The sequence below is a fragment of the Nostoc sp. KVJ3 genome, from assembly GCF_026127265.1.
GTDB lineage: Bacteria > Cyanobacteriota > Cyanobacteriia > Cyanobacteriales > Nostocaceae > Nostoc.
The window spans coordinates 180,860-195,604 of sequence record NZ_WWFG01000003.1 but is presented as its reverse complement, the minus strand read 5'-3'; the positions used below and the strand labels follow the sequence as shown (position 1 = coordinate 195,604).

Genomic DNA, 14,745 nt, shown 5'->3' with positions numbered 1-14,745 from the left:
TTGCTAAAAAAGGGGAGTCCTATCTAGCTGTTTTGACTGACTTTGGTCTTGGAGTCTTTCAGAGCTATCCGGTACGAATGGTAATCTATCTAAATCTGCTTTTAATTGTTGTCGTAGTTTTGTATCTAACGGCAGCACCACTTCACTTAAATTGTTCAGAAAGTGTGCTTGACAACGTTGATGTGGTGCATCTGGCCAACTCGAATTCATGGCAGTAATAATCGCTGATTCTCCGTCTGATAGAGTTGACAGCACTTTGTAGGGCAACTCTTTATATGGTTGCAGCCAATCAATTAAACATTGTACCTGTGCCTGTTGCAGCTGAATTCCACTTACTGGTGTGCCACTTAGTACCTCGTATAGCACATACAGCAAGGTTCCATGGCCTTCAGGTTGTAAGGCATCAATTGCCCAAATTAAACCACCATGTTCGTGGGCTGTGGCAGCTAACTTCTCAGCCGTATGTGCAATTGTTCCACCCAACAGGGCCAGAAATTGCCGATATAGCTTGCCTACATTCCTCTCGTTAATTTCAACACCACGCTGGTTTAACTTCCGTTGAATTTCTACCAACTGTTGATGCTCATGCTCATGCTGCCAGCCTATAAATGCCAGTATATCTAGCCCATATGTGCTTTGAGGCAGGCTGTACTTAAGTACGCCGCTTGCATAGTAATGTTTTCTAAAATATTCACATTCAGAGTTAGCACATTCTTTACCTTTGCCTGCTACAAACACTGCTCCGCTTAAGGTTTGAATAGTTTTACGCATATGCCAAGATGGAAGGCTAACTAGTTTAGTGTTGCAATGGATACATAGTTCTCGCTCACATTTCACGACTATTCGTTTGGCATCATTAAAATGCCGTTCTGGGCGGTGGCGAGGCTTTTTTTCTATCACGAAGGAATGGCTGCTGGTAGATGTTTTATTAGCTTATCTGCAAACAACACTAATTAGACAGTTAGGGCGTTAGGTCAACTTAGGCGATTTGTGACTGTTCTGTTGATATCTCATTTAAACAGCAATTCACAGAGTTGTGATGCCAAATTGCCAGAACCTTTGAACATAGCGCTGTCACTTCAACTTTTACAAGCCAACGCGAGTAGCGCGTCTCGTAGAGAGGAAAACCCAAGTGATTGCACCTGTCACACATTCATGTTCATGATTTTTGATTTTGTGACTTAAACCTACCTGCAATAAACTCTCGCTTAAATAAATGTTTTGTCTTGCGTTTGGTAACTCGCTCTCGCCACATACGAAAACTGGATTCTTTCATTTGCTGCCGCATTAAGGCAATTACCTGTTTCTCTTGTAGCCCAAACTGAGTTTCAATAACATCCATTGGTGTTCTATCTTCCCATGCCATTTCAATGATGCGATCAATAGTTTCGAGATCAAGGTTTGGTAACTTCATGCCGAGAGCTTATGATTGGTCAATTCGAGCTACATCTATTTTACTTTTTATCTTAAAGAATTACGGCGTTGCTCCCGAAAGCGGGATGATTTAGCAACTAATAAAATCTCTCCCCCTGCTCCCCCTGCTAAAATCCCTGTATCAAATATACCAACTAACATGTCTGGCAAAGGATTTGGTCAAGGTAAACCCACAAAAATAGTACAAAAAGCATCCTGCAATTATTGCTAGTAGGGACTCGGAGCAGGTTCTCCCAGACTGTTAGTCCAGATGTCGTCTGTCCGCGATCGATCGCGGTGACATGCCCGATCAAGGTCAGGATACGTGATTGTGTCTACTGCCGCTCGGTTGCCGACTACTAGCTCATATATTTCAAGAAACAGAGCTGTACATTAACGAGTTTAAGGGTGTGATGCCGAAGGCGGGTATACCATCGCACTCTTTGATTTTTGGTGCATAGCAAGTGTACTGCTTTGTCACAAGCGATCGCTTCCTCGATTGTATTTTATAGCTACTTTCTACCTCGAAGAGCGCATCTCTTGCTGGCGCATGGGCATAGCGTCAATTTGCTCAAAAATTGCTATCGCCCTTACTGGTGTGGTGTCTTGGCGCTTAACACCACCATCTTTGCCTACTAAAATGACGCGAAAATTCTCCTTATCAACCCCAAAGCGATTTCGCAAATTGGCAGCAGAAGACTCATCTATTAACTGTCCGTTGGCATAGCTTTTATCTGTTGCCAAAACCTGAACAAGAACTAAATCCCGGTCTGTAAAACCGCTTTTTTGCTCTTGCAATAGCTGCATCTGCTGCTGATAGGTACGGTTATCAACAGACGGTGCAAACACTATTAGCACGCGGTTTTGCCATTTTTGGGAACTAAGGTTAAATGAAGACATTTTGATAGCTTGGGTTGAACCGTGGGCAGTACCAGCAATGCTGACTGGTGACACGGCTGTACAGGCGGTGAGGGTGAGGGCAATTAATAGTGACTTTTTCACTTCGGCGGTTGAGATGAGCGTTCCATCATCTCAAACTATCATTAGTTTCCCCGCTCTGACTCTATCTGGTGATTGAATGTCATGCAGAAATAGAAATCTTGCATCTGGTTGAAAAGACACCTAGACTGCTGATGAGGCAGGTTGACTGGTGCGTTTGAACACTACCCATGTCCTGACCATTGATTGCCAATTATTACCCATTAGAAGGAGGAGCAGAATGTTTATCTGCGTTATTGCAGACTACGGTACAGGAGATCCGGCATTTACAGAAGTCACACAACGTCTGCTGATGGCTTTTCCCCATGCCCAAATTCATTTGCTTTCGGTTCCAGCATTCAGTACCTTGGCAACGGGATTCTGGATTGCTCAACTGGGACTGAACCCAGGCCCTAGTAATCGCTTAATTTATCACAATTGTGCGCCTCGCCAAGATGATCCCGAAGCTCGTCGGGATAATGAAGGTGAAGGACTAACCTATGCCCTTTTATCCAATGGTGTAAAAGTAGTGGGTGTCTTTGCCGGCTACACTCTCTCCTTTATCAAGGAGCATACTAAAGAGTTGCGAGTGGTCAACGTTTCTCGTGGTGGTTCGCAGTTTCGCTCACGGGATGTGTTTCCTGTGGCGGCGGCGGCCATCATGGGTGAAGATTTCAGCCTTCTAGGAGATAGCCTTTCTCGTGAGCAAATTCCAGATGTTCCACCAGATAGAATTGCCTGGATTGATGGCTACGGCAACATCAAAACAACTATTAAGGCGCATACACTTAACTTGGAGCCTCAAACCAAGATCGTGATTCGGATTGGAGATGTGGTTAGTGATGCAGTGTATTCTGATGGCAGTTTCAAGGTGCCTGAAGGAACTTTAGCCTTTGCTGTTGGTAGTTCCGGTTGGTCAAGAGACGACTCAACAGAGCCATTACGTTTCCTAGAGTTGTTTCTGCGAGGAGGAAGTGCTTGGGAGCGCTTTGGCCGTCCTCGTGTGAATCAGCAAGTAACTCGAATTGCCTAAAGTCGGCGGCGTTGGCTAAAAAAGCGTCATCTAATGTACTGTTTTCACTCTTTTTTAAGTTGACATCAAGACTCCACCTAGATGCTAGTAAGGGTGGGGTTTTTCAATGTCCGAGGGGCGAACGTACAGCTCTTTAAGGCATTGCTTTGCTCCATGCTGGCAATTAGACCGATGCATCATCATCAAGAGCGATCGCTCTTAAGGCAATTTTTCCTCTCTTCTCCTGTCGGAGACGCTACGCGAACGCTTGAATTTCAGAAGGGCGATCGCCCTTAAGGCAACTTGTAAACGTTGCCGCAAATAATATTAGCGCCTACCTAAATATAGGTAAGCGCTATTGTTTTATTTAAATTCAGGGAGAAAATATAGTGAAATGAGTTAAGAGATTTTTACGATTAATTAATTCCAATTTGGTTGATTACAAAGCACTGCGGCTAGTTAACGCGTTCCACAAGAAAACAGCGACAATTGCGCCAAGAACCGCTACTGCAATACCTGGAATGCTAAGACCAGGAGCCGCTAGAGCTAAGGTTCCTGTATTGAAGAATACACCCAGACTACCACCAACAAAAGCACCAATAATTCCTAATAAGATTGTTCCGAGAATTCCGCCGCCTTGATGACCGGGGTAGATAGCTTTTGCAATAGCACCAGCAATTAGACCTAAAACAATCCAAGCAAGAATATTCATTGTTTTAATTTGAGCAACGTTTTGTACTGACAAATACACAATAGCAATCCAAACATTGGTACTCAATCTATCAACAGAATCAATTATTAATAGCCTTGAGGATGAATGCTATTACTTCTGGTGATATACCCCCTAATTGAGATTGACAATAAATAAAAAAAGCTCCTAGTTGGTCTAAAACTGGGAGCTTCGTTTATTCATTGCTTGATAATTGCAGTATAGGCATTTTTAATGATTTATCTCATCTACTTTAAGAATTAAGCTAAGTTTGAAAGCCGAATATTAATTTGATAAGGTGAAGGAGTAAATGGCCTGTAGCTGCGACCAATGTTTAAAATGTCCTCAATTGCTAGCTTGTTAAATTCAGCCACCTTTACAACTACCTTGGCACTAGCAACAATTATTTTCTATCCATCAAAAACTTTGTCACAAACACCAAGCGATGGGCAGAACACAGTTCCCCAGGCAGGTTGTCTATCTGGGTATCCTAATGGCACATATCAAGGTTCGCGCCCAGTTACACGCTATGAATTTACTGCTGGATTGAATACGTGCCTAAATCAGCTAAATCAAGTTATTCCCGCTAACAGGGCGGATTTAGCAACGAAGCAAGATTTGGAAATTTTGCTCAAACGACAAAGGGAATTAAACCAACAACTTCAAGAACTCAACGAGCGAGTTGATACCCCACCTGCTACAAAATAAGCATTCGACAGCAGTTAGTTTATGCGATGGCGGAAGTGCTTGCTTTATAGCGATAGCGATCGCTCTTAATCAAGAGAGGAAACCCTAAGCGACACCAAACAGCCCGTCGTAGACATCGCTCCAAAACCCCATCACTCTCCATCCTTAAGCTCTAACTGATAAATCCGCATCGATGGATGTTCGTCCATCATCCGCCAGTAGTAACCAGTAGGCGGCGGCGACACCCTACCACCGCAACGGTACAGAAAAACAGGTTCACAAGAGCGCATAGCTTTCTTGATCATCTGCTCTCTTGCGGGATCTGGGTTATCGCTGTCGTACCAAACTAGGTGTGACTTTCCTTCATACCCAGCCGCCATTACACTAGCAAACAGCCATTCCATCAGCGATTGAATCTGCTGTTGCTCAACGCCGCAGCTTTGTTGTCCGTAGCATAGAACAGTTGGTTGGGCTGGTTTGGGTTTGAGGAAGTTGAAGAATTTCATGAGGGTGAGAAACGCAACTATTACCAGGGTTCCCATTTGTTGAGGTGCAATACCTAGCTTGGGCAAGAAAGTGCGATCGCTATTGAGGTACAACTTTTCCTCGCTTGTATTTTGGGCGATCGCTGGAATGTTTTTTCATAACATCAACTTCTTGCCATTACTCCATGTCATTGCTTTCCCATTTTCTTAGAGGAAAGGAGCGATTGCAGTGCCACTAACTTTGAGCTAACTGTTCTATCAGTTGCAATATATGTTGTTCAATTTGCCCAAGGGCAACTGATGCAGAGGTTTTATCGATGTCGTGAACTAGCCAGTATTCAATAGCATCTGCCCATTGGGGAAAGCGTTCATTCATTAGTGGGCGGTGTTCAAATTCATCTAGTGGCTGACTGAAAATCTGGCTCACTGGCTGGCAGTGGAAACCGTTCATCATCCGGTAGGTTCAACAAGCGCACTGCTAAAGCCTCAAGCGCATATCGAGAAATCGCCCCCACATTGGGTCATGTTGGTAGCTGCGATACCTGCGGCGATGCTCCCCCTACGCACTCCCGATATTCCACCCCCTACTTCTTTCAAGGTAGCTTTGTCCCCATCTCGGTCAATGCTGAGAATACCAGATAAATAACAAGCAGACCAGCACTGATGATAAAAGTTACAACGTCATTATTCATTGATAAAGTGGTACAGATGTTGAGTAATCTTACTCACTCTACCAATTGTTGAGAGCAGTGATAAAAGCCTTTATAGCGCTCGCTATAAAGTGGGCGGATACGCCATTGCACATTGACAATATATTTTGTCATACTGTGACCAAATTGATGTGGTACTGTTTAGAGTCGCTTTCAATACGTATAAATTCATTTAATGAATTATAAGTATCAAAGTTTCTCAAATTTTCCTCTTTATTTACAGCATTTTCTAAATAACTTAAAGCTAATGTTGAAGTGACATAAATATTCCCGTGTTGTTTGAACCCTTTTATTACTTCAGCTTCACTCGGATAATCTTTTACTAAATGTTCGGCTAGATACCCTTTTAAAATTATTCCTCTCAAGCCCGTTTCTTTATAACCTTCCTTAGCCGCCATCAACGATATAGCATCAGCATCGAGATGATGAAAATTATCATAATCCTCAAAAAATGGGCAAACAATTTTCATGAGATTTTTGACAGGATTTTTAACTTGACCGTAGTTTGGATCTTGCTGTTTTCTTCGCTTTGATTCACCCATGATATATCCTCTAATTAATGCTAGCATTGTACTGCTTTATACTGGAATCAGCACTAAAGTAATTTAATTGGTAGTTGCGTAGGCGTAGCCCCCATTCAAGCGAGGATGCTCCCGCAATCGCTCCTCAGAATTTACTACTCGTTTGGAGACAGCACGCTTGTAAAGTAATTTGATTGCGATCGCTCTTCCCATCAAGAGAGGAAAAGTTAAGGATGCGTAGCTTACCAATCGCGCTCAAGCCTAAAAATCAGCATTTTAACCAAGATAAGGATATTGTGGCGGTTTGATTTTCAATAATTCTGTCCAGTATTTTATAGCATTATAGTTAAAGATTATTTTATTTGAATATGGAACGCCTCTTTCAACAAGGAAATAGAGCCATCTGCAATAAAACGCACACCAATTGCTAGGATGAAAAAACCAAAAACTCGATTTAAGGCTCCCACACCATTTTTTCCTAACTTCTTAATAAGTGGTTCTCCTAAAGCCAGGCACAGATAAAGGCTTATACCTATTAAAACAATTCCCACTAAAGACTCAAGATAGTCTACCCAATGCTTAAAGCTAATCGATAAACTTGTCACGACCCCAATTGCTCCAGGCCCACTGATTAATGGCACTGCCATTGGTGTAAAAGAAATATCTTCTTTATCTAGAGCCTCATCATTTTCTGATGGAGTTAGTCGTTGACGGGCTGTAACCATTTCCCAGGCTGTATGAGCAACAAGTAATCCCCCTGCCAGCCGTAGTACATTTAATGAGATTCCAAAAAATTCTAGAATCCACCTGCCAGCTAGTAAAAACACAGCTAAAACTAAAACTACATTTATGGCAGTTTGTATCGCTTGCCGATGGCGTCCAGATGATGTTTCCATCGCTGTTAAGCTGTAAAAAACCGGAACTGCACCTATTGGATTGGCGATTGGGAAAACAGCCATAAAGGTTGCTAATGTATTTGGAATTAACGACATTATCAATATTTGGATATCTAGGGTTCCTAGAAGCAGAGTTTAGCAGACAGTCGGGGTGCGTGTACCCACTTTACTGCTTTCACGAAAAACCCCAAGAACCACCGATGCGATGTCTGCGGCGGGTGGGTACGCCCCCACCCAATTCAAGCCAGGAAAGCTCAAGAGCGATCGCTCTCACCCCCTACCCCTTCGCCCAAGCCAAGCATCGGAATCTGCCGCCCTTTTTCAAGCGAGTCAAGCCCAAAGAGCTTAGGCGCAGGCCGGCCGTAGGCATCGCTAATTATCAGCAAGCTTACACGCTCATTGCATGACTCTGCTATCAATTGGTAGTGAAAAGTCACTAGACCATTCATTCCAAGAGCCAAAATAATTTCTGGCGGAAATTCCTGCCTCTTCTAGCGCTATCAATGTATTAGCAGCCCTTGAACCCTTAAAGCAATAAATGTACACTTCTGACTTGGAAGTAATACCTATTGATTGACAAATTTCTCGGATTTCATCTGGCGATCGAAACGTGGGGATTTCCTCTTCAGATGTCATTAAACGATGCCATTCTAGCCATACAGCATTAGGTATTCTCCCTTTGCGAGGACAAAAATTAACAGCATAGGGAGAAGAACTCAACCCAAGCCATTCTGAACTGTCGCGCACATCTAATTTAATAATTGCTGGATTGTCAATTGCTTCTAACATCTCGGCGGTAGTCACCATAATGTCAGCGTTGGGATGCAATCTAAATATGCAGCTTTGACGTAATGGTACTTCCGAGGTAGTAGGTAATCCCGCCCAAAGCCATGCTCTATATCCTCCGTGTAAGATAAATACCTGAGCGCAACCCAAATATTTCAGTAAGAAAGCTGCTCGACAAGATTGACCATAACCTTTATTTAAACTATCTTCATAGACAATAAACTGTTCCGCACCCGATATTCCCAGGTTGCTCATAATTTCTGCAAAATACTCTTGTAATTTCTTTAATCCTGCTGGGTAGGAACTGTCTAAAAGATAGGTGAAGAAATCTCTAATATTTATAGATTGAGGAATATGAGAAATAGCATAATCTTCGGGAGTTCGCGTATCGATAATCACAATATCTGATGACTTTTTGGCTAACAGAGACGTGAGTTGTTGAGGAGAGATGAGGAGTTTTGTATTCACGCTTTCAGGCTGATGTTATCGTACCATTAAGCATTATCGTGCTTGGTAGATTTGTGTTTGGGAATCAAAATCACAGAAGAATAAATGTTGAATGTTACCAGAGAACTTTTTTGTATCGGCTCAAAATTTCGGGGTAGAGATTTATTCAGGTAGCCACGAATAACCAAATGGGTTAGAAGAAGACAACTCTAGAATAATGTTACTCAAACAGGGAATATCATCGAGTTGCAAAATTCGGTCACGGATATACTCAAAAAAGCTAATACCTAACTTACGAGTAGTGGCAACAAGGGACATGAAAATATCCCATGCTTTGGTACCAAGTTCTGTTTGGGTCGCATAACTAATCTTGCGTCGCTGTACCATAGTTCTAGCAGCCAACTCAGCAGGATTATTATGCAAGGGTAATTCTGGATGCTCCAAAACAAGAAGTAATTCTTCGGCTTTTGCAGCAGTTAATCGTTTTCGCTCATCTAACTGTTCGTAGCCAGTTTCTGAGGCAAAAAGTATCCAAAAATCTAACCTTAGTTCAGAGGCTCTATCTGGATTAGGAGAGTCTCGGTAAGCTAATAATTTTCGGTAATATATCCAGAACTTTTCCAAAAAGTTATCTAGAATCTTTTGATGGCAAGGAATAAATGGACTTAACTTTTTATAATGCCGTCCCTCATGTACCCAACATAAAGCTAAATCCGAAGTCAGTAACTTGAACTGTGGAGCGTCGTCGCACAAGAGGGTTTTGATTACAGGAATAGTCGATTGCTGATGATAAAAAACAATTGCTGCTGCTTCTTGTATACGAGTACGGGACTGGGGATTTAATTTAACCAGATATTCATTAAGTAACCCATTCAACTCAATTTCTGTAAAGACCGTTTCTTGAGGTAATAATTTGAGTTGATTAATCCACTTTATTGGGATGTTGAAAGTCTCTAATAACTCGTATGTAAACGAGTTGAGGATAAACTCAAGCTCGGTTGTGTTTTGCAACACCTTTAACACGCTCAAACGGTCTTTGTTTCGTGTTGTCTGATAGATTGTATATAAAGGGTTACAAATTACATTCGTTGTATGGTTGACTCCAGCAACACGCGCACCGGTTTGGTCAAAATGCTGCCAGGGGCTACTTACTAGACCCTGGGAATATACTTCTTGATACTCTGCAACAAAAACTTCTTGATTTTTTATTAACAAATTTGATAGATATCCCGCACTCATCGAAATACCAATATCTGATAAAAATTCTAAAAGCTTACCTTGAGTCATATTTCCGCCATAATACAGGCTTATTACTAAGGCTTTTATTCCCGGACCGAATTCTCCGTCGTAACCAAATGGTAGGGGTGCTAAATAAGTTTTTCCTGTTTGCGGTGAGTAGTATTTTTGCTTGCGGAATAGTACGTTATCTGGTTTTAGTAAAATATCTTGGACTATTACTTCTTCTCTTCGAGACGCTCCGCGAACATAACCCTTAAATTCTGCATCTGGGGGTAGTTTTTCTTTCGGATAAGTAACTATCTCTTGTCGATCTACTTTTATAGTCTTGTTTTTACTTCTTTTGTTATGTTCTGTTGGGGTTTTTCGCTCTTTTTCTGACGAGTGATTGTTTTTAAACCCAATATTTTTATTGCCTTTGATGTTTGGTTTACCTTGTTCTCCTTTGAGACGGTTGTTTTCGTCCCGCAGTTTTTGGTTTTCTTCCCGTAGCTTTTTGATTTCTACTTGTTGCTGTTCTATCAGGTTTAGTAATATCTCTACTGTCCGACGTATTGATTCATCTGCAATCTCTCTGCTGTCGATGGTTTGCAGCAGTTCAGATACTAAGTTCCCAGCAGATGATTGTTGCGTCATATATCATATTTTATAACGACGTGTCTACCAATCTACATTCTGATTTTTTCTTTCTACCCCGATTTACCGAGCGGATACAAGTTGAGGCTACTATTGCCTTATTTACAGATTGTAACGATAAACAAGTACAAAACTTTTGCTATTATCTTGATAAGCATCGCAATCGCATTATCAACTACGAATATCATCAAGCTGAAGAAATTTGTTCAATTGGTTCTGGTTCGGTTGAATCTGCCGTTAAACAAGTTGACCGTCGAACAAAAATTTCCGGGGCAAAATGGAAGCGAGAAAATATACCTCAAGTCCTTGCCCATCGCTGTGCTTACCTTAATGGATTATTGTCGGTTTGAGCCATTTTAAAAAGTGAGATGCTCCCAATTTAGTTTTTTCCTATAAAAGGTAAAAGTAGCAGTGTGATGTAGAAGATATTGTGAGATGGAAATATATCAATCAGAAATAAATCATGTTGCTAATTACCAAAGTCAATGAATTATTCATCCGGTGGGATAAACCTAATTCCCCTGGCTGTGCTATTGCCGTTATTCAGAATGAGGAGATAATTTACCAACGCGGTTATGGGATGGCTAACTTGGAATACAACATTCGCATAACCTCTAATTCTGTCTTTGATATCGCTTCTAATTCCAAGCAATTTACAGCAATGTGTATCGTCTTACTAGCCAGACAAAAATTGCTTAACTTAGATGATGAGTTACAAAAGTATATTCCAGAAATTCCTCGATATAGTCACTCTATTACTATCCGCTATTTAATCGATCACACCAGTGGTTTGCGTGACTATTTACATTTAATGTTATTTGCTGGGATGAGGTTTGAAAATAAGTATTCAAACGAAGAAATTATTGCTTTAATTGCTCAACAACAAAGTTTAAATTTCGAGCCTGGAACCGAGCAATTATACTGTAATTCTGGCTACATTTTACTAGCAGAAATTGTGAGACGCGTCTCTGGCAAATCTTTACGTGTGTTTGCCCAAGAACATATTTTTGCTCCGCTAGGAATGAAAAATACCCATTTTCACGATAACTTCAGAGAAATCGTGAAAAATAGAGCTGATGGATACGCTCCAAAAAATGGAGGGGGTTTCCAGAGCAATATGTCTTTTCACGATTTCTGTGGAGACGGACAACTTTACACGACTATTGAAGATTTACTACTTTGGGATCGAAATTTCTATCACAATATCTTAGGTGGATATGGACAAGATTTAATTGAAGAAGTAACTACTCCACGCCAACTCAATAATGGCGAAATTATATCAGGTGCATTTGGGTTGCAGATTGGCGATCGCGGCAGCTTAAAAACAATTAGTCATGGAGGTTCTTGGACGGGTTATCGGAGTGATTTAATTCGATTTCCCGAACGCCAGTTTTCAGTTATCTGTCTGGCTAATTTAAGTACGCTTAACCCGACTAAATTAGCTTTTCAAGTTGCTGATATATATTTAGAAAATGATTATATTGAAAATATCACTAAATCTATTTCGCCTTCTATTAGCTCTATTAATTTACCTGTAGTGGAGCTACAACTCAAAGCTGGATTTTATTATAACCCCACGACTGGAAGTATATTGGAGTTAGAGATAAAAAATGGAAAATTAATGGCTAAACTAGCGTGGATGTATTTTCAACTTATTCCAATTGGCACCAACTATTTTCAATCTGCCGATAATGAAATTGACTATGATATTGAGTTTTCTGAAGATATTATTCGGCTGATAGGAAAATTAGATATTGGTAATGGTATTAAAACCTATACCTTTGAAAAAATACTAGATTCTCCAAAAGATATGTTAGCCGATTATCCTGGTACTTATTATTCTGCTGAATTAGAGTACGACTTTAAAATAAATCTAGTAAATAATAAATTATATTATAAGAGCAAAGGCTATCCACCATCTCATCTCATAGTTGCTGGACAAAATGTTTTTCTTAGATATCTTATATATGTAGATAAGTTTGAATTGGTGCGAGATCGAGAAGGTCGAGTTATCGGTTTATATCGTTGTTGTGACAGGGTACGAAGACTGTATTTTAGTAAACAGTAAATAACCCTCTTGTGTCACTATCGCGGTAGTATAATAATGTACAAACCCTAGAACGAAGACACAGAGAATGGTAGAGCCTCATTCACCCATAAAAACCGTCAAGGTAGCTTGCTTCTCCGTAGGAGTATGCGTCCTTTGCGGTAGCCTGCGGCAAGCAGCTCCGCGTCTACGTTAAAAAAAGGATTTTAGCCTTAACTGAACCGTATTGATTTATAACCCACTGATATTTAAAAAACAAAGTCCTTTTGATATGACCCCAGGAGAAAGAAATCAACAACGTCGGGAATCTTTAAATCAGTGGTTTGGGAAGTAATATCAAATTCGATTAATTAATTACAAATTTTATAACTTTCCAAAACAGTAAAAAATTTTCTCCTATAGATACTTCCTGCTGATCCCCCCCACCCAATTCTCGGATGCAACGAAGCAATCACTCAGGTTTCAAAAACTATACCAATTTCTAAAACTTAATTTTGGAAACAATTTAAACTATTATTAATCTGATAATAAGTCTGTTAAATCCCTACCATATATATAATAGAGGTTTCGGTATTCTTCTGGAATATCATTCATTGATTCACTATTTTCTTGAAGATATTTACTATTACTCTCTTGAAACCTTTTAAGTTTTTGATGTATGGGTGAAGATTTATCTTTTTTACCACTATTAATATAGTTTAAAACATCTTTCCTTAACTTATCCAATCTATTATGAGTAGCTAAAGGATTATCTGAAGATAGAGTATAAGCTGTTCTATAATCATGCCCAGCCTCTCTCAATCTCTTCCATTCTTGGTATCTGGACTTTTGATTTAATAGTTCCATTGGATTAAATCTATCGCTGTAATTGCAAGCATATTTAAATTAATTCTAATATTATATATTACCTACCTGGACAAGGTTTATAGTGCAAACCTACTATCATGCCGACTTTGCGCGTAGTTTACCGCCGTAGGCATCGCATAAAAATAGAGTTTTTAGAGCAGGGTGGTAGTTCAAGGTAAATTTAGAGGAATGGCTAAAACCATTACTAAACCTAGATTTTCTGTTTTTGGTGATTTCTCAAACTCCAAAAAAAGTGAGCGAACCGGGAGTCAATAGGCACACGTAGATTATCATGGAAAATCATCCAAAATCAAGTCTTCTTATCGTAATGGTCAAATACCTCTGCCAATCCAAGAGACAACTTTTAGCAAGCGTTCGTTAAGCACGTCTAATAATGGTCGGTTGTTACACACACCAGTCTGATTGCCATTCGTCAGAATATAGAGGTGCAATATATTGCACTGTTACAAAAGCTAAATACAGAGGTAAACTATGTTTCCTTTTTGGGGTAATCCTTGTTATGGAAGCGAACCCATTTCGCACAAAGCTAGCTTAGAGCGGAAATTAAAATTCTTGATTTGGCTGCGAGATGATTTAGAGTCAAAACTGGCTGGCATCAATGCTTCTATTGATACCATTCGGCAGCAAATAGAACGCTCAGATTCAGATGTTTAGAACTTAGTTCTTGCAGACATTTGTACTTAAGCTGATTGTAAATATGAAAGTGACTGGGGGCTGTACATAGGCTACAAAGCGTATTTTAGTCCTTTGTACAGCCCTCTGTCACTTTCATTGCGGGCAAAAGAAAAACGGGCGTTGCTAAATCATGGGATGATTTTGCTAAATTTTGAACGAGTTATCAATCGGTAATGCAGATTTCCGAAAATGATTCATTGAATCATACAGCGACAAGATTGCTCCAGGGAATCCTGGGTCAGACAAAAGCTGGACTGGCGTTATCTAATGGTGATGAAATTAAGGAAATAGTTAAACAGGAAGTAAATGCTTTAGCTGTGTCTACAACTAATGGGGAAGAGATAAAACAGGTGATTAAGCAAGAGATGGCAGATGCGATCGCTCAGATAAAGGACTTAATAGAAAAGTGTGATGGTGGAGTTGCCCTACCAAAGCAAGAGGCTATTTCTGTTGAGCAGCAAGTCTTACCTGATTATTCGGCAATACGCGAAAATATCCTTTCTAAATTGAAAACAGGTAAGCAGTCAGCAGCCAAGGCAATTGACGCTTTTATTGAGGAACTGGGTGCTGTCAAGGAGCAACAACAGCCAGCAAATGTGGAATTAGATGTAGCGAGTTAGGATTTTTGTGCTGGCGACTA

20 protein-coding genes and 1 pseudogene are annotated in these 14,745 nt (G+C 40.4%); 8 read left to right on the top strand and 13 right to left on the bottom strand.

Going from position 1 to position 14,745, the window contains the following annotated elements:
• Positions 1-3: 3 nt before the first annotated feature.
• The 4 genes from GTQ43_RS32195 to GTQ43_RS32180 all read right to left on the bottom strand — a co-directional run bounded on the left by GTQ43_RS32195 (position 4) and on the right by GTQ43_RS32180 (position 2,415).
• Entirely contained in the window at positions 4-900 is an 897-nt protein-coding gene (locus GTQ43_RS32195) for a hypothetical protein (protein ID WP_265276804.1), read from the bottom strand.
• 259 nt (positions 901-1,159) lie between these two features.
• Positions 1,160-1,414, bottom strand: coding sequence for a TIGR03643 family protein (locus tag GTQ43_RS32190; RefSeq protein ID WP_190882232.1), 255 nt, complete (start codon positions 1,412-1,414; stop codon positions 1,160-1,162).
• Between the two features lie 47 nt (positions 1,415-1,461).
• Positions 1,462-1,584 (bottom strand): hypothetical protein, encoded by a 123-nt coding sequence (locus tag GTQ43_RS32185; protein WP_265276802.1) that lies wholly within the window; start codon positions 1,582-1,584, stop codon positions 1,462-1,464.
• A gap of 348 nt (positions 1,585-1,932) precedes the next feature.
• Entirely contained in the window at positions 1,933-2,415 is a 483-nt protein-coding gene (locus tag GTQ43_RS32180) for a DUF4174 domain-containing protein (RefSeq protein WP_265276801.1), read from the bottom strand.
• Positions 2,416-2,632: 217 nt separating this feature from the next.
• On the opposite strand from GTQ43_RS32180, the gene GTQ43_RS32175 reads away from it, so the two are divergent.
• Both GTQ43_RS32175 and GTQ43_RS32170 read left to right on the top strand, forming a co-directional pair.
• Positions 2,633-3,424, top strand: a complete 792-nt coding sequence (locus tag GTQ43_RS32175; RefSeq protein WP_265276800.1) for an S-adenosyl-l-methionine hydroxide adenosyltransferase family protein — start codon at positions 2,633-2,635, stop codon at positions 3,422-3,424.
• Between the two features lie 153 nt (positions 3,425-3,577).
• A complete protein-coding gene (locus GTQ43_RS32170; protein WP_265276799.1) occupies positions 3,578-3,700 on the top strand; it encodes a hypothetical protein in 123 nt (40 codons plus the stop codon).
• 142 nt (positions 3,701-3,842) lie between these two features.
• Here GTQ43_RS32170 and GTQ43_RS32165 read toward each other — a convergent pair whose 3' ends face one another.
• Positions 3,843-4,115 carry a GlsB/YeaQ/YmgE family stress response membrane protein gene (locus GTQ43_RS32165; RefSeq protein WP_179070917.1) on the bottom strand — a complete coding sequence of 91 codons (273 nt, stop codon included), beginning with the start codon at positions 4,113-4,115 and terminating at the stop codon, positions 3,843-3,845.
• Between the two features lie 336 nt (positions 4,116-4,451).
• Here GTQ43_RS32165 and GTQ43_RS32160 point away from each other — a divergent pair, with 336 nt between their 5' ends.
• Positions 4,452-4,820: an S-layer homology domain-containing protein gene (locus tag GTQ43_RS32160; RefSeq protein WP_265276798.1), complete on the top strand. Its 369-nt coding sequence runs from the start codon at positions 4,452-4,454 to the stop codon at positions 4,818-4,820.
• Between the two features lie 19 nt (positions 4,821-4,839).
• Here GTQ43_RS32160 and GTQ43_RS32155 read toward each other — a convergent pair whose 3' ends face one another.
• The 5 genes from GTQ43_RS32155 to GTQ43_RS32135 form a co-directional block, all read right to left on the bottom strand.
• Positions 4,840-4,962, bottom strand: a complete 123-nt coding sequence (locus GTQ43_RS32155) for a hypothetical protein (RefSeq protein WP_265276797.1) — start codon at positions 4,960-4,962, stop codon at positions 4,840-4,842.
• Positions 4,952-5,398 carry a hypothetical protein gene (locus GTQ43_RS32150; protein ID WP_265276796.1) on the bottom strand — a complete coding sequence of 149 codons (447 nt, stop codon included), beginning with the start codon at positions 5,396-5,398 and terminating at the stop codon, positions 4,952-4,954. Before GTQ43_RS32150 ends, GTQ43_RS32155 begins: the two co-directional genes overlap by 11 nt.
• Before the next feature lie 121 nt (positions 5,399-5,519).
• Entirely contained in the window at positions 5,520-5,738 is a 219-nt protein-coding gene (locus GTQ43_RS32145; protein WP_265276795.1) for a hypothetical protein, read from the bottom strand.
• A 366-nt stretch (positions 5,739-6,104) separates the two neighbouring features.
• Positions 6,105-6,536 (bottom strand): hypothetical protein, encoded by a 432-nt coding sequence (locus GTQ43_RS32140; RefSeq protein ID WP_265276794.1) that lies wholly within the window; start codon positions 6,534-6,536, stop codon positions 6,105-6,107.
• 332 nt (positions 6,537-6,868) lie between these two features.
• Positions 6,869-7,507 (bottom strand): MarC family protein, encoded by a 639-nt coding sequence (locus GTQ43_RS32135; protein WP_265276793.1) that lies wholly within the window; start codon positions 7,505-7,507, stop codon positions 6,869-6,871.
• Positions 7,508-7,562: 55 nt separating this feature from the next.
• Here GTQ43_RS32135 and GTQ43_RS32130 point away from each other — a divergent pair, with 55 nt between their 5' ends.
• Positions 7,563-7,760 (top strand): hypothetical protein, encoded by a 198-nt coding sequence (locus tag GTQ43_RS32130; protein WP_265276792.1) that lies wholly within the window; start codon positions 7,563-7,565, stop codon positions 7,758-7,760.
• 47 nt (positions 7,761-7,807) lie between these two features.
• Here GTQ43_RS32130 and GTQ43_RS32125 read toward each other — a convergent pair whose 3' ends face one another.
• On the bottom strand, positions 7,808-8,665 hold the full coding sequence (locus GTQ43_RS32125; protein ID WP_265276791.1) for a sulfurtransferase: 858 nt from the start codon (positions 8,663-8,665) through the stop codon (positions 7,808-7,810).
• A gap of 141 nt (positions 8,666-8,806) precedes the next feature.
• Complete coding sequence (locus GTQ43_RS32120; RefSeq protein ID WP_265276790.1) at positions 8,807-10,516, bottom strand: transposase; 1,710 nt, start codon at positions 10,514-10,516, stop codon at positions 8,807-8,809.
• A 77-nt stretch (positions 10,517-10,593) separates the two neighbouring features.
• Between GTQ43_RS32120 and GTQ43_RS32115 the strand changes: the two are divergent.
• Positions 10,594-10,866, top strand: a pseudogene (locus GTQ43_RS32115) (ISKra4 family transposase); the annotation flags it as partial.
• A gap of 113 nt (positions 10,867-10,979) precedes the next feature.
• A complete protein-coding gene (locus GTQ43_RS32110; RefSeq protein WP_265276789.1) occupies positions 10,980-12,584 on the top strand; it encodes a serine hydrolase domain-containing protein in 1,605 nt (534 codons plus the stop codon).
• 495 nt (positions 12,585-13,079) lie between these two features.
• Here GTQ43_RS32110 and GTQ43_RS32105 read toward each other — a convergent pair whose 3' ends face one another.
• The gene (locus GTQ43_RS32105; protein WP_265276788.1) at positions 13,080-13,409 is read right to left on the bottom strand and encodes a hypothetical protein; all 330 of its coding nucleotides are present in this window, start codon (positions 13,407-13,409) and stop codon (positions 13,080-13,082) included.
• Positions 13,410-13,901: 492 nt separating this feature from the next.
• On the opposite strand from GTQ43_RS32105, the gene GTQ43_RS32100 reads away from it, so the two are divergent.
• Both GTQ43_RS32100 and GTQ43_RS32095 read left to right on the top strand, forming a co-directional pair.
• Positions 13,902-14,084: a hypothetical protein gene (locus GTQ43_RS32100; protein WP_265276787.1), complete on the top strand. Its 183-nt coding sequence runs from the start codon at positions 13,902-13,904 to the stop codon at positions 14,082-14,084.
• A gap of 194 nt (positions 14,085-14,278) precedes the next feature.
• Positions 14,279-14,725, top strand: a complete 447-nt coding sequence (locus tag GTQ43_RS32095; protein ID WP_265276786.1) for a hypothetical protein — start codon at positions 14,279-14,281, stop codon at positions 14,723-14,725.
• Positions 14,726-14,745: the final 20 nt, after the last annotated feature.

Coding starts and splice junctions, on each gene's coding strand:
- GTQ43_RS32190 (WP_190882232.1), bottom strand. CDS start 1,414: ATGAAGTTACCAAACCTTGATCTCGAAACTATTGATCGCATCATTGAA.
- GTQ43_RS32175 (WP_265276800.1), top strand. CDS start 2,633: ATGTTTATCTGCGTTATTGCAGACTACGGTACAGGAGATCCGGCATTT.
- GTQ43_RS32170 (WP_265276799.1), top strand. CDS start 3,578: ATGCTGGCAATTAGACCGATGCATCATCATCAAGAGCGATCGCTCTTA.
- GTQ43_RS32165 (WP_179070917.1), bottom strand. CDS start 4,115: ATGAATATTCTTGCTTGGATTGTTTTAGGTCTAATTGCTGGTGCTATT.
- GTQ43_RS32160 (WP_265276798.1), top strand. CDS start 4,452: ATGTCCTCAATTGCTAGCTTGTTAAATTCAGCCACCTTTACAACTACC.
- GTQ43_RS32155 (WP_265276797.1), bottom strand. CDS start 4,962: ATGGAGAGTGATGGGGTTTTGGAGCGATGTCTACGACGGGCTGTTTGG.
- GTQ43_RS32145 (WP_265276795.1), bottom strand. CDS start 5,738: ATGATGAACGGTTTCCACTGCCAGCCAGTGAGCCAGATTTTCAGTCAG.
- GTQ43_RS32140 (WP_265276794.1), bottom strand. CDS start 6,536: ATGGGTGAATCAAAGCGAAGAAAACAGCAAGATCCAAACTACGGTCAA.
- GTQ43_RS32135 (WP_265276793.1), bottom strand. CDS start 7,507: ATGTCGTTAATTCCAAATACATTAGCAACCTTTATGGCTGTTTTCCCA.
- GTQ43_RS32120 (WP_265276790.1), bottom strand. CDS start 10,516: ATGACGCAACAATCATCTGCTGGGAACTTAGTATCTGAACTGCTGCAA.
- GTQ43_RS32110 (WP_265276789.1), top strand. CDS start 10,980: ATGTTGCTAATTACCAAAGTCAATGAATTATTCATCCGGTGGGATAAA.
- GTQ43_RS32105 (WP_265276788.1), bottom strand. CDS start 13,409: ATGGAACTATTAAATCAAAAGTCCAGATACCAAGAATGGAAGAGATTG.
- GTQ43_RS32100 (WP_265276787.1), top strand. CDS start 13,902: ATGTTTCCTTTTTGGGGTAATCCTTGTTATGGAAGCGAACCCATTTCG.
- GTQ43_RS32095 (WP_265276786.1), top strand. CDS start 14,279: ATGCAGATTTCCGAAAATGATTCATTGAATCATACAGCGACAAGATTG.